Source organism: Staphylococcus simiae, from assembly GCF_002902085.1.
GTDB classification, from domain to species: domain Bacteria; phylum Bacillota; class Bacilli; order Staphylococcales; family Staphylococcaceae; genus Staphylococcus; species Staphylococcus simiae.
This window is the reverse complement of sequence record NZ_PPQR01000053.1, coordinates 1-12,640: the sequence shown is the minus strand read 5'-3', so window position 1 is coordinate 12,640 and position 12,640 is coordinate 1. Positions and strand designations below refer to the sequence as shown.

Here is a 12,640-nt window from a genome sequence, read left to right as displayed (position 1 = left end):
ACCTTAGAGTAAAAACTATCATATATTTATTATTATTATGATGGTAGCAGCATATATTTTAAGTTTTGTAGGCTTTACAGAATTAATTAATAAATTATATACAATTATGGGCTACGTAGGACTATTTATCGTAGTAGCTGTTATAAAAAAATATTTTAAACGTAAAAATGACGATAAAGAACATATTGCATAAATGTCTTGTTTATCAATACTTTACAATTGAATAACTTTGTTTTAACCTTAAAAGCAATCCATAACACAGTATATCAGTGGATTGCTTTTTATTGTTTTAAAATATTAGCAAACTAAAAAGCAAGAATAATTAGAGAGGTTAGCGTAATGAATAATAGAAAGAAATGGACGATCATTACAATATTAATTATTGCAATTATTTCATTGCTTTTGGTATTTAATTTAAAGCAACATTATGATCATATAGAAAAACAAGGACAGCTTAAGGAAAAAATTAGTGTTAATAATAAAAATGTGAATGTTTATCAAAATATTAGTTATGGTAAAACATTTCCTAACAGTAAATTGGATATTATAAAACCTGCTGATATAGCACAAGACAGTAAATTACCTGTCATATTTTGGATGCATGGTGGTGGTTACATTGCTGGTGACAAACAATATAAAAATCCATTACTAGCCAAAATAGCTGAACAAGGCTATATCGTAGTTAATATTAATTATGCTTTAGCACCTCAATATAAATATCCAACACCACTTATACAAATGAATCAAGCGATTGATTTTATTAAAGAAAACAAATTAGAACTTCCCATTGACTTTGATCAAGTTATCATTGGGGGAGATTCAGCTGGAGCACAGTTAGCAAGTCAGTACACTGCAATACAAACAAATAATAGCTTAAGAAAGCAAATGGATTTTCCTCAACAATTTGAACCATCGAATATTAAAGGAGCGATTCTTTTTGGTGGTTTTTATAATATGCAGACAGTTAGAAAAACCGAATTTCCTAGAATAGCTTTATTTATGAAAAGTTATACTGGTCAAAATGATTGGGAACATAGTTTTAAAAATATCTCACAAATGTCAACGGTAAAACAGGCAACGCGAGATTACCCACCAACATATTTATCAGTAGGTGATATCGATCCATTTGCCAGCCAAAACCAAGAATTTAGTGATAAATTGAAAGAAGAGGGTGTTCCTGTCGATACATTATTTTACGATGGTTCACACCATCTGCATCATCAATATCAATTTCATTTAAATAAACCAGAGTCCAAAGAAAATATCAAAGATGTACTATCATTTTTAAGTCATAACACAACTTCCTCTGGTGTAGAGTTAAACGATCAACATCATTCAAACACTACTAATAACGAAGTGTCTTTATATCCATTTGATTAAAATATGGATAACCATATTATCAATATAATTAACTAGCCAAACAGTCATTTGTTGTGGCTAGTTTTTTAGATTAATTAAAAGTATGCTCAAGAATATCTTTGGAAGAAAATATAGTATAAATTAAAATTTTGAACTAATGATGCTATAATTATGACAATACTTAATAGTTTATTTGCACATTTGGAATAAATTCACACTTATAGATTCAAATATGGATTGGAGGAGAAATGATGACAAGATTATCCTTAAAACCATTTAAAAATAAGTTGGTCATGGTCACTGGTAGAGTCGAAAAGGTATATTATAAAAATATATTGGATAAAGATCATACAATGAAAGAAAATGTCAAAATTTTATTAAAGGAAGTAAAAATTTCAGGAATAGATATAGACCATATATGGTTGCTTGAAAGAAACAAACAATATGACATTGCGCATGAGTTAATTAACCAACGTGTAAAATTCAAAGCACTTGTGGAACCGTATTATAAAGTTAATAAGCAAAATAATTTATTTGTACAAGATTATGGAATTAAGCGTAAAAGTAGGTTGATATCAGAAAAATATTATATGTCACAATTTCAATTTAACTGTAGAGAGAAAAAACTTTTATCCAATATCGATTTCAACATAGAAGATTTTTTATATTGATGTTAAAACTACATATTTTTACACAGTAATACGAGTACTATTAAACTAAATAAACATCATTTAAGTTATTATTAAAAGACATGACAAAATGGTCATACTTTCATAACTTGAAAAGAAAAGCTATACAAGAGAATAGGAAACGTTGTTCTGATTAGAAATATATAATAATGTGATAAAATACAATACATATTAAGCTAAACTATTTTAGCCATCATATATTCATTGTAGTATTTGCCATTAATAAATAAAGTATCTTGTAAAACTCCTTCAATTTGAAAATCAGAACTTTTAAATAAGTTTAGTGCAGATTGATTATCTATAGGAACGGTTGCCTCAAGTCGATGGATATGATTATTTAAAGACCATGCTATTATTTCATCCATTAGTGCTTGACCAATTCCTTGTCTTTGATAAAGCATTTTAACACCTAAATTAATTTTTGCTATATGTTTAATGCGTTGAAAAGGTTGTGTATTGACAAAAGCAAAGCCAACAAGCTGATTATCACTTTCAGCTACATATATCACTTTTGAAGGTGAAGTAATATATTCTTCAAGTTGTTTAATAGCTGATGTTTCACTGGGGTCATATTCACCAGGAGTATAAAACATATAAGGTGAGTCATCATATATTTTAGTTAACATTGCAATAAAACTTTCTACATCTTTAATACTAACTTTACGAATGATATAGGCCATCAAAAGCCTCCAGTTCAATTAAATTTATCTTACGTGTGAATGTATTATAATATACATTGAGTATAAAAGTAGAATAATAAGTCTATTAAACATATAAAGGAGATTAGGAATGAAACCGAAAGTGCTACTAGCAGGTGGAAGCGGTTATATTGGTAAATACTTAAGCGAAGTTATTGAAAATGAAACGGATGTATTTATTTTGTCAAAATATCCACATCATAAACAACAACATAATAAAGAAATGACATGGTTGCAATGTGATATTTATAACTACGAGCAAGTTGTGACCTCTATGAAAGACATTGATATTGCAGTATTTTATATTGATCCAACAAAAAATTCAGCTAAAATAACTCAATCTTCAGCTAAAGATCTTACTTTAATTGCTGCAGATAATTTTGGTCGAGCAGCAGTACTTAATAATGTGAGCAAAATTATTTATATACCAGGTAGTCAATATGATAATGATACAATTGAACGTTTAGGCGCATATGGCGCAATTGTTGAAACGACAAAAGTTATTATTAAACGTGCATTGGTCAATGTAGAGTTACAAGTATCTAAATACGATGATGTAAGATCCAGTATTAAAGTGCCCTTACCCAAAGGATGGACTCTAGAGCATGTGGTCACATATTTTGTTAGATGGATGGATCAAACTAAAGGGACTTTTTTAAAAACAAGTCAAAATGAAGATAAAGTAATAGTTTATATTAAGAATAAATTTAAACCTTTAGCCATATTTAATAAAGTTGTTAATGCAGATGGTATTATCACACTGTATCTTATTGGTGGTAAATTAATGAAAAAAAGAAGTAAATCACAAGGTAAATTAGAGTTCAGACAATTTCAAGGGACTTCAACAATCATGATACATTTATATGATTATATTCCTAGGTTGTTCTGGCCAATTTATTATTTTATACAAGCACCAATGCAAAAAATGATGATTCATGGTTTTGAAGTAGATTGTCGCATTAAAGATTTCCAAGCCCGTATAAAATCAGGAGAAAAAATAAAATATACTAAATAGTGATAGGTGAGATTAATGAAAATATTGTTAGTCGAGGATGATAATACCTTATTTCAAGAATTAAAAAAAGAATTAGAACAATGGAATTTTAATGTTAACGGTATTGATGATTTTGGCAAAGTCATAGATTCTTTTGATAAATTCAAACCTGAAATTGTCATATTAGATGTCCAATTGCCAAAATATGATGGATTTTATTGGTGTAGAAAAATGAGAGAAGTTTCTAATGTCCCGATACTTTTTTTATCATCTCGAGATAATCCAATGGATCAAGTTATGAGTATGGAACTAGGTGCTGATGATTACATGCAAAAACCATTCCATACGAATGTCTTAATAGCAAAATTACAAGCCATCTATCGACGAGTTTATGAATTTACAGCTGAAGAAAAAAGAACATTAACATGGCAAGATGCAATAGTAGATTTGTCTAAAGATAGTATTCAAAAGGGTGAACAGACGATATTTTTATCTAAAACAGAAATGATTATTTTAGAAATTTTAATCACTAAAAAGAATCAAGTAGTGTCACGTGATACTATCATTACAGCATTGTGGGATGATGAAGCATTTGTAAGTGATAATACGTTAACAGTTAATGTTAATCGGTTACGTAAAAAATTAGCTGAGATTAACATGGATACTGCAATTGAAACTAAAGTAGGTAAAGGATATATGGCTCATGAGTAACTTGAAATGGTTTGGTCAGTTTCTTAAATCACGTATATCATGGATACTTTGGATTATCTTTTTAAATGTCATTATGCTTGCTATCAGTATTATCGATTATGATATTTCAATAGATAGTGTGTGTTATATCGTATCACTTAATTTAAGTTTAACGGCTATTTTTATAATTTTGATCTTCTTTAAAGAAGTAAAGCTATTTAAGCATTTCGATAAAGATAAGGAAATTGAGGAAATAAAGCATAAAGATTTGGCAGAAACACCTTTTCAGCGTCATACAGTAGATTATTTATATCGTCAAATTTCAAATCATAAAGATAAAGTAGTCAGCCAACAATTACAATTAAACTTACACGAACAGACGATTACAGAATTTGTTCATGATATTAAAACACCTGTAACTGCGCTTAAGTTACTTATTGATCAAGAAAAAGACGTTGAGCGCAAGAAAGCATTACTGTATGAATGGTCGCGTATTAATACCATGCTAGATACTCAGTTGTATATAACGAGATTGGAGTCACAACATAAGGATATGTATTTTGATTATGTGTCTTTAAAAAGAATGGTCATCGACGAGATACAATTAACAAGACATATTAGTCAAGTTAAAGGTGTTGGTTTTGATGTTAATTTTGCAGTAGATGACTTTGTATATACTGACGTTAAGTGGTGTCGCATGATTATTAGACAAGTGTTATCTAATTCACTTAAATATAGTGAAAATTATAACGTAGAAATTGAAACGCAATTAGTGGATGAACATGTTGTCCTTATTATAACTGATCATGGTAGAGGTATTAGTAGTAAAGACATGCCTAGAATATTTGATAGAGGATTTACTTCTACAGCAAATAGAAATGAAACTACATCATCTGGTATGGGCTTGTATTTAGTTGATAGTGTTAAAAAACAATTAGGAATCGAAGTAGATATAACATCTGAAGTAGGTAAAGGAACGCGCGTCAAAATCATCTTTCCATTGCAAAATGAAATTGTAAAACGCATGTCACAAGTGATGAATGAGTCACTGTAAACATGCGTTTTGTTACATTTATTATTAGAGATAGTTGCACCTTCAAGTTGTATAATAAAGTAAGCTACAAGTTATAATGGTTCAATAACATCTTGGAAATGATGAGCAATATATCAGTGCTTAGGAGTGTTAAAGTGACAATTTTAGAAGTAAAACAATTAACCAAAACATATGGAAATAAAAATATGGTGCAAGCTGTGCTAAAAGATATTAATATATCAGTTGATGAAGGTGAGTTTGTAGCAATTATGGGACCATCAGGTTCTGGTAAGACGACATTATTAAATGTATTAAGCTCTATTGATTATATAACACAGGGCTCGATCATATTAAAAGGCCAGCAATTAGAGAAATTATCGAACAAAGCATTATCTGAAATGAGAAAACATGATATCGGTTTTATATTTCAAGACTATAATTTATTACATACTTTGACAGTGAAAGAAAACATTATGTTACCACTATCTGTTCAGAAAGTAAGTAAAGAAGTGATGCTTACTAGATATGATCAAATTGCACAAGCACTTAATATTAAAGATGTGAGTGATAAATATCCTTCAGAGTTGTCAGGAGGACAAAGACAAAGAACCTCTGCAGCTAGAGCATTTATAACGATGCCTTCGATTATCTTTGCTGATGAACCTACTGGTGCACTAGACTCGAAAAGTACTCAGGATTTATTAAAAAGATTAACTAAAGTCAATGAATTAATCAACACGACGATTATAATGGTGACGCATGATCCAGTCGCTGCCAGTTATGCTAACAGAGTAATCATGTTAAAAGATGGGCAAATATTCACAGAGTTATACCAAGGAGAAGATGATAAACAAACGTTTTATAAAGAAATTATGAGGATTCAAAGTGTATTAGGTGGCGTTAATTATGAGTTTTAACGAAATCATTTTTAAAAATTTCAAACAAAACTTACCGCATTATGCTATTTATCTCTTTTCGATTGTTATTAGTGTCGTATTATATTTTAGTTTTGTGACGTTGAAATATGCACATAAATTAAATGCTCATGAAAATTACCCAATCATTAAAGAGGGGTCTCAAGTAGGAAGTTACTTTCTATTTGTTATCATTATGGCTTTTCTATTATATGCGAATGTATTATTTATTAAACGTAGAAGTTATGAATTATCACTTTTTCAAACGTTAGGTTTATCAAAGTTCAATATCATTTATATTTTAATGTTTGAACAATTATTATTATTTGGAATTACGGCGATACTTGGGATTATTATTGGCATCTTTGGTTCTAAAATTTTGTTAATGATTGTACTGAGAATTTTAGCTGTTAAAACTAAGGTTCCAGTGATTTTTAGTATTAAAGCTATTTTAGATACGTTATTGTTAATTGGCATGGCATATCTATTAACTACATTGCAAAATTTTATTTACATTATGAAAAAATCAATCACTGAGTTATCTAATGATTTTAATTCTAAAGAAATAGAGCATCATAAAATGACCTATGGTGAAATAGTATTAGGATTATTAGGTATAGTATTAATTTTAACTGGTTACTATTTATCATTAAATATCGTGAAATACTATGATTCAGTTGGTGTATTACTATTTATATTGTTAGCATCTGTTATCGGTGCTTACTTATTTTTCAAAAGTTCTGTGGCACTGGCATTTAAAACAGTAAAAAAGATTAGACGAGGAATAATAAGTGTAAGTGATGTGATGTTTACTTCTTCTATTATGTATAGAATTAAGAAAAATGCTTTCTCACTAACAGTGATGGCTATCATTTCTACCATCACAGTATCTGTATTATGCTTTGCAGCTATTAGTAGAGCATCATTAGCAAGCGAGTTAATGTATAACTCTCCACATGATGTTACACTTAAAGATCAACAACAAGCTAATCATTTAGCTTATGAATTAAATGATAGGAAAATACCGCATTATTATAATTATAAAGAAGTAGTTTATACCAAGTTGTATAAAGATAAATTATTTGATATTAAAATGACAGAACCCTATCAAGTAACGGTTACAAGCGATAAATACATTCCTAATACGGATGTCAAAAGAGGGCAAGCTGATTTACTTGTAGCGGAAGGTGCGATTAAAGAACTAGTTAAACATAAAGACCATGGTCAGGCAGTTCTTGGAACTAAAAAACATCATATCAATATAACAGTACATAAAGATATAGATAAAATTTATTTTATGAGCAGTGTAGATCGAGGTGGACCAACATTTGTACTTAATGATCTCGATTTTCAAAAATTAAGAATGTATGCCAAAACGAAAAATATCGTGTCGCAATATGGCTTCGATTTAACACATAAAAAAGATGCTGTAGCATTAGAGATGGCTAAAAATAGTGTGAATAAAAATATTCAAACTAAAAGTGAAGCGGCTAGTAGTTTGTCCGGGCTAACAGGAATTTTATTATTTGTAACGTCATTTTTAGGTATTTCATTTTTAATCGCAGTAAGTTGTATTATTTATATTAAACAAATTGATGAAACTGAAGACGAACTAGATAATTATATTATTTTAAGAAAATTGGGCTTTACGCAAAAAGATATGGCCAAAGGATTAAAATTGAAAATAATATTTAACTTTGGTTTACCACTAATTATAGCGTTAACGCATGCTTACTTTGCATCATTAGCTTATATGAAGGTGATGGGAACGGATAATCAACGCCCCATATTTATTGTCATGATTATTTATACGTGTATATATGCAATATTTGCTATAACTGCATATAACCATTCTAAGAGAACAATCAGACATTCTATATAGTTAACAATAGAATACATGATAGATGTTGTCATAAATTAAAATTCGAGACAGTCGTTCATATTGCGACATCGTCTCGAATTTTTTATGGCTTTTTTATATAGTTGATAATCTAATGTACGCTTACATAACAGTTGTATTAAAATTTTTGAGTTGAGAAATTAAATGATGAATCATTAATGCTAGGTGGATATTAATTTAAATAAAGGTATAACAATATTAACCGTGATGTTAAAAAGTCTTTATAAATTTAACAATTATGAAGCTAGTATGAATATGTGGCACAACAGTTAGAGTTAACACTTTAAATCTACATTTTAAGTCTAAGTGTAAATATTTTATTGCGTGTTTGTTAAGAATTTGTAAATAGAATTGTAGGATTGTAAATTTTGTGCTATTTTCATATAAGAGCAAATAGTGGAATGCATAAATACACGTTTTAGCTCTTGATAAAGATATAGCATTTTAGATTTAGAATAATAACTTAAAACCAAGTATGACATGTTGTGAATTAACACAAATTATAAAGGATTGTGATTGGCCACCAATCGCTTAAATGGAGGATTTTAAATGTTTAGTAAGAAAAAAGACAAGTTTATGGTTCAATTAGAAGAAATGGTATTTAATCTAGATCGTGCTGCAATTGAATTTGGTAAAATGGAATTCAATACACATTTAGATTTGAAAGCCTATTCTGATAACATAAAAACGTATGAATCTCATGGTGATGAGCTTGTACATCAAGTTATTACTGATTTAAATCAAACATTTATTACACCAATTGAACGTGAAGATATCCTATCTTTATGTGATGCAATTGATGATGTTTTAGATGCTATTGAAGAAACTGCAGCTATGTTTGAAATGTATTCAATTGAATATACTGATGAATATATGGCTGAATTTGTTGATAATATCCAAAAAGCAGTAGCAGAAATGAAATTAGCTGTTGGATTATTAGTAGATAAAAAACTTTCACATATGCGTATACATTCCATTAATATTAAAGAGTTTGAAACGAATTGTGATGGTATTTTAAGACAATCAATTAAGCATATCTTTAATAGTGAAACTGATCCAATCACATTAATTAAAATCAAAGATATTTATGAGAGCATGGAAGAAATTGCTGATAAATGTCAAATAGTAGCCAATAATTTTGAAACTATAATTATGAAAAATAGCTAAGGGGAGTTATATTTATGTCGTATATATTAATCGTCACTATAGCTGTAGTTATATTTTCACTAGTATTTGACTTTATTAATGGTTTTCATGATACAGCAAATGCAGTTGCAACTGCGGTTTCAACTAGAGCTTTAACGCCGAAAACAGCAATTTTAATGGCAGCAGTGATGAACTTTATCGGAGCATTAACATTTACAGGTGTAGCAGGGACAATTACTAAAGATATTGTAGATCCTTTTAAATTACAACATGGTTTAGTGGTTGTATTAGCTGCTATATTAGCAGCTATTATTTGGAATTTATTAACATGGCTTTATGGAATTCCAAGTTCATCGTCACATGCATTAATTGGTTCAATTGCCGGAGCAGCAATTATGGCAGAAGGATCTTTCAGTGTTCTTCATTATCAAGGATTCACGAAAATTATCATCGTCTTAATTTTGTCACCAGTTATTGCCTTTTGTGTTGGTTTTACGATGTATTCAATTTTTAAAGTTATTTTTAAAAATGCCAATCTAACGAGAGCAAATCGTAACTTTAGATTTTTCCAAATTTTTACAGCAGCATTGCAATCATTTTCACATGGTACAAACGATGCTCAGAAATCTATGGGTATCATTACATTAGCGTTAATTGTTGCTGGTGTACAAAATGGTAGTAGTGTAGAACCGCAAGTTTGGGTTAAAGTAGCCTGTGCAACGGCTATGGGTCTTGGTACAGCGATTGGTGGTTGGAAAATCATCAAAACAGTTGGTGGTAATATAATGAAAATCAGACCAGCAAATGGTGCTGCAGCTGATTTATCATCAGCATTGACAATTTTCGTTGCATCATCATTACATTTCCCATTATCAACAACACATGTTGTGTCATCATCAATCCTAGGTGTTGGTGCATCAAACCGTGCTAAAGGTGTTAAATGGAGTACGGCACAAAGAATGATTGTTACATGGGTGATCACATTACCTATTTCAGCTGTATTAGCAGCATTGTTATACTTATTATTACATTTATTCTTACGATAATTAATTTAACAATTTTTAAAGCCTATAGAAATCAAGCAAATGACGCGATTTCTATAGGCTATTTATTTTATATAATTCAAATATTGTTTGCAATGTATATATGTATTTTTAATTATATTGCGTTTAATTAAATTTATATTTGTGCAAAGTAATAAAAAAGCGTATTATATTTATATAACTATATGATGATTAATGAAATTTAGTTAATTAAATAGATAAGTAACAATTAATGTTTGTAATCAATAATTGAAAATTAATAAATTTTATCAAATATTGAATATAAAAAAACTAACAATATCTCTTTCAAGATGTTGTTAGTTTAATTGTTTATATATTAGTGAATAAATGCATAGCTTGATACTTCAGATGCTGGAATAGTACGATAATCAGTATTGTAAGGTCCGTTTGTATAGTTCATTTCAGAAATTAGAATACTACCGTCACCATTAACTCGTTCAACGTAAGAAACGTGACCGTAAGGACCTGGTGTACTTTGCATAATTGAACCAACAGTAGGGTTATTATCTACTTGATAACCATCATTAGCTGCATTTGCTGCCCAGAATTTTGCATCTGACCAATAAGTACTAATTGGGTTGCCAGCTTGCGCACGACGATCGAATACATACCAGGTACATTGTCCTGCTGTATATAAATTTTGATGACTAAATGAAGGTGAAGAATAATTACCATTATTATTTGCTGTTGGTGTAGTAGTTCCACCAGCACCACCACTTGGTATTTGTAACGTTTGATTTGGCATAATTAAATAGCCATTTAAATTATTTGCTGACATCAATTCATCAACTGATACACCATAGCGGCTAGCAATAATATTTAAAGATTCGCCTGCTTGTACTGTGTGAGAAGATGCTGATGATCCATTTTGTGAAGAAGTGTTTGATGTGCCTTGAGCATCACTTCCACCTACAGAAATAACTTGACCAGGAAAGACTAAGTTATTATCTAATTGGTTGTTTTGTTTAATACTTTCTACTGAAGTGTTGTATTGTTGAGCAATACTCCATAAAGACTCACCAGATTGTACCGTATGTTGTGTAGATGCTTGTGCATCATGGTGTGCTAAGAAAGCTGCTGCACCTGATGTTGCTGTTACTGCAAATGCTAATTTTTTCAAAGGGACTCCTCCTAAAAATAAGATTTACTAATTTGAAATTTTTATAAATCAATTTATATAGTAAATGGATTTTTTTCGTTTTTTATTACGCTTTCCATACTAACAAAAAATACTAGCTTTGTGTGGAATGTTATTATCTTGTAACATTATTAACATTTATTGCATCATGCATAAAGTTTAACAAATACTGATTTTATGCATTGTTGAAACGGTTTCACAAATTTTATATTATAATATTTTATAGGATTTGTAATATAAGGCTTTACCAATTTTTGTTTAAAATAGCTTGTTATGTCTTTTGATAAAGTTAATAATATTGTAAAATTTGGCATACCTATCAATATAAAAGGAGATTTTTTATGGTTAATACTTCACAACAACACAGTCAAAGTCAACATGCAACAAGTCATGTTTATAGTAAAGTTTGGTTATATTTCATGTATTATTGGATTATTTTTGGTATTGGTTGTTACTTCGGACAATATTTGCCAAACAGTTGGCGACAACCATTGTCATTTGGCTTATTATTACTTATTTTAGCTACATTGGTAATAAAACGAGCAAGACGTTATGGACTAATTATTTCTCATATTTATGCCATAGTAGTGGGTTTGTTGTCATATGCAACATTTACAACGTACCTTCAAAACTTAGGCCCAGAAGTTTTCTATAAAAATATTGCTTTAGCTATCATCGCATTTATAGCTTTTGGTATTATTGGTTATTTTGTTATTGGCGATGCATCAAGTATAGGAAAATATTTATTTGTGACATTAATTGCCTTAATTATTGCAAGTTTAATAGGTTTTTTCCTGCATAATCCTATATTTTATACTGTAATAACGGTTGTAAGCTTATTGTTATTTTTGATGTATACATTATATGATTTTAACCGTTTAAAACGTGGTCATTTTTCTCCAAGAGAAATGGGTTTCAACTTATTTATTAATTTATTGAATATTATTAAAGATATATTAAGATTAGCGAATACTTTTAAAAGGTAAAAAGAATCATAAATTATTAGGGTTAATTT

General features: G+C 29.4%; 12 protein-coding genes and 1 pseudogene. 11 read left to right on the top strand and 2 right to left on the bottom strand.

Going from position 1 to position 12,640, the window contains the following annotated elements:
• Window positions 1–7 precede the first annotated feature (7 nt).
• From CD113_RS07100 to CD113_RS07090, 3 genes and pseudogenes are all read left to right on the top strand, one after another.
• A pseudogene (locus tag CD113_RS07100) lies at window positions 8–193 on the top strand (hypothetical protein); the annotation flags it as partial.
• 146 nt (window positions 194–339) lie between these two features.
• Window positions 340–1,380, top strand: coding sequence for an alpha/beta hydrolase (locus CD113_RS07095; RefSeq protein ID WP_095092587.1), 1,041 nt, complete (start codon window positions 340–342; stop codon window positions 1,378–1,380).
• A gap of 230 nt (window positions 1,381–1,610) precedes the next feature.
• Window positions 1,611–2,030 carry a hypothetical protein gene (locus CD113_RS07090; RefSeq protein ID WP_002463958.1) on the top strand — a complete coding sequence of 140 codons (420 nt, stop codon included), beginning with the start codon at window positions 1,611–1,613 and terminating at the stop codon, window positions 2,028–2,030.
• A 194-nt stretch (window positions 2,031–2,224) separates the two neighbouring features.
• Here CD113_RS07090 and CD113_RS07085 read toward each other — a convergent pair whose 3' ends face one another.
• A complete protein-coding gene (locus CD113_RS07085) occupies window positions 2,225–2,728 on the bottom strand; it encodes a GNAT family N-acetyltransferase (RefSeq protein ID WP_002463957.1) in 504 nt (167 codons plus the stop codon).
• A 109-nt stretch (window positions 2,729–2,837) separates the two neighbouring features.
• On the opposite strand from CD113_RS07085, the gene CD113_RS07080 reads away from it, so the two are divergent.
• The 7 genes from CD113_RS07080 to CD113_RS07050 all read left to right on the top strand — a co-directional run bounded on the left by CD113_RS07080 (window position 2,838) and on the right by CD113_RS07050 (window position 10,469).
• Window positions 2,838–3,761 carry an NAD-dependent epimerase/dehydratase family protein gene (locus tag CD113_RS07080; RefSeq protein WP_002463956.1) on the top strand — a complete coding sequence of 308 codons (924 nt, stop codon included), beginning with the start codon at window positions 2,838–2,840 and terminating at the stop codon, window positions 3,759–3,761.
• 15 nt (window positions 3,762–3,776) lie between these two features.
• Complete coding sequence (gene graR, locus CD113_RS07075; RefSeq protein WP_002463955.1) at window positions 3,777–4,451, top strand: response regulator transcription factor GraR/ApsR; 675 nt, start codon at window positions 3,777–3,779, stop codon at window positions 4,449–4,451.
• Window positions 4,444–5,484, top strand: a complete 1,041-nt coding sequence (gene graS / locus CD113_RS07070; RefSeq protein WP_002463954.1) for a histidine kinase GraS/ApsS — start codon at window positions 4,444–4,446, stop codon at window positions 5,482–5,484. The genes graR and graS overlap by 8 nt, the downstream gene beginning before the upstream one ends.
• 134 nt (window positions 5,485–5,618) lie before the next feature.
• Window positions 5,619–6,380 carry an ABC transporter ATP-binding protein VraF gene (gene vraF, locus CD113_RS07065; RefSeq protein WP_002463953.1) on the top strand — a complete coding sequence of 254 codons (762 nt, stop codon included), beginning with the start codon at window positions 5,619–5,621 and terminating at the stop codon, window positions 6,378–6,380.
• On the top strand, window positions 6,370–8,259 hold the full coding sequence (locus CD113_RS07060) for an FtsX-like permease family protein (protein WP_002463952.1): 1,890 nt from the start codon (window positions 6,370–6,372) through the stop codon (window positions 8,257–8,259). The genes vraF and CD113_RS07060 overlap by 11 nt, the downstream gene beginning before the upstream one ends.
• Window positions 8,260–8,826: 567 nt before the next feature.
• On the top strand, window positions 8,827–9,444 hold the full coding sequence (locus CD113_RS07055; RefSeq protein ID WP_002463951.1) for a DUF47 domain-containing protein: 618 nt from the start codon (window positions 8,827–8,829) through the stop codon (window positions 9,442–9,444).
• A 14-nt stretch (window positions 9,445–9,458) separates the two neighbouring features.
• Window positions 9,459–10,469 carry an inorganic phosphate transporter gene (locus tag CD113_RS07050; protein WP_002463950.1) on the top strand — a complete coding sequence of 337 codons (1,011 nt, stop codon included), beginning with the start codon at window positions 9,459–9,461 and terminating at the stop codon, window positions 10,467–10,469.
• 334 nt (window positions 10,470–10,803) lie between these two features.
• On the opposite strand, the gene CD113_RS07045 is transcribed toward CD113_RS07050, so the two are convergent.
• Complete coding sequence (locus CD113_RS07045; protein WP_002463949.1) at window positions 10,804–11,607, bottom strand: LysM peptidoglycan-binding domain-containing protein; 804 nt, start codon at window positions 11,605–11,607, stop codon at window positions 10,804–10,806.
• A gap of 359 nt (window positions 11,608–11,966) precedes the next feature.
• On the opposite strand from CD113_RS07045, the gene CD113_RS07040 reads away from it, so the two are divergent.
• Window positions 11,967–12,611 (top strand): Bax inhibitor-1/YccA family protein, encoded by a 645-nt coding sequence (locus CD113_RS07040; RefSeq protein WP_002463948.1) that lies wholly within the window; start codon window positions 11,967–11,969, stop codon window positions 12,609–12,611.
• Window positions 12,612–12,640 lie beyond the last annotated feature (29 nt).

Bases quoted from the DNA above. Each gene is read 5' to 3' on its own strand.
- CD113_RS07055 (WP_002463951.1), top strand. From the start codon at position 8,827: ATGTTTAGTAAGAAAAAAGACAAGTTTATGGTTCAATTAGAAGAAATG.
- CD113_RS07080 (WP_002463956.1), top strand. From the start codon at position 2,838: ATGAAACCGAAAGTGCTACTAGCAGGTGGAAGCGGTTATATTGGTAAA.
- graS (WP_002463954.1), top strand. From the start codon at position 4,444: ATGAGTAACTTGAAATGGTTTGGTCAGTTTCTTAAATCACGTATATCA.
- CD113_RS07040 (WP_002463948.1), top strand. From the start codon at position 11,967: ATGGTTAATACTTCACAACAACACAGTCAAAGTCAACATGCAACAAGT.
- CD113_RS07090 (WP_002463958.1), top strand. From the start codon at position 1,611: ATGACAAGATTATCCTTAAAACCATTTAAAAATAAGTTGGTCATGGTC.
- CD113_RS07085 (WP_002463957.1), bottom strand. From the start codon at position 2,728: ATGGCCTATATCATTCGTAAAGTTAGTATTAAAGATGTAGAAAGTTTT.
- CD113_RS07095 (WP_095092587.1), top strand. From the start codon at position 340: ATGAATAATAGAAAGAAATGGACGATCATTACAATATTAATTATTGCA.
- CD113_RS07060 (WP_002463952.1), top strand. From the start codon at position 6,370: ATGAGTTTTAACGAAATCATTTTTAAAAATTTCAAACAAAACTTACCG.
- CD113_RS07050 (WP_002463950.1), top strand. From the start codon at position 9,459: ATGTCGTATATATTAATCGTCACTATAGCTGTAGTTATATTTTCACTA.
- graR (WP_002463955.1), top strand. From the start codon at position 3,777: ATGAAAATATTGTTAGTCGAGGATGATAATACCTTATTTCAAGAATTA.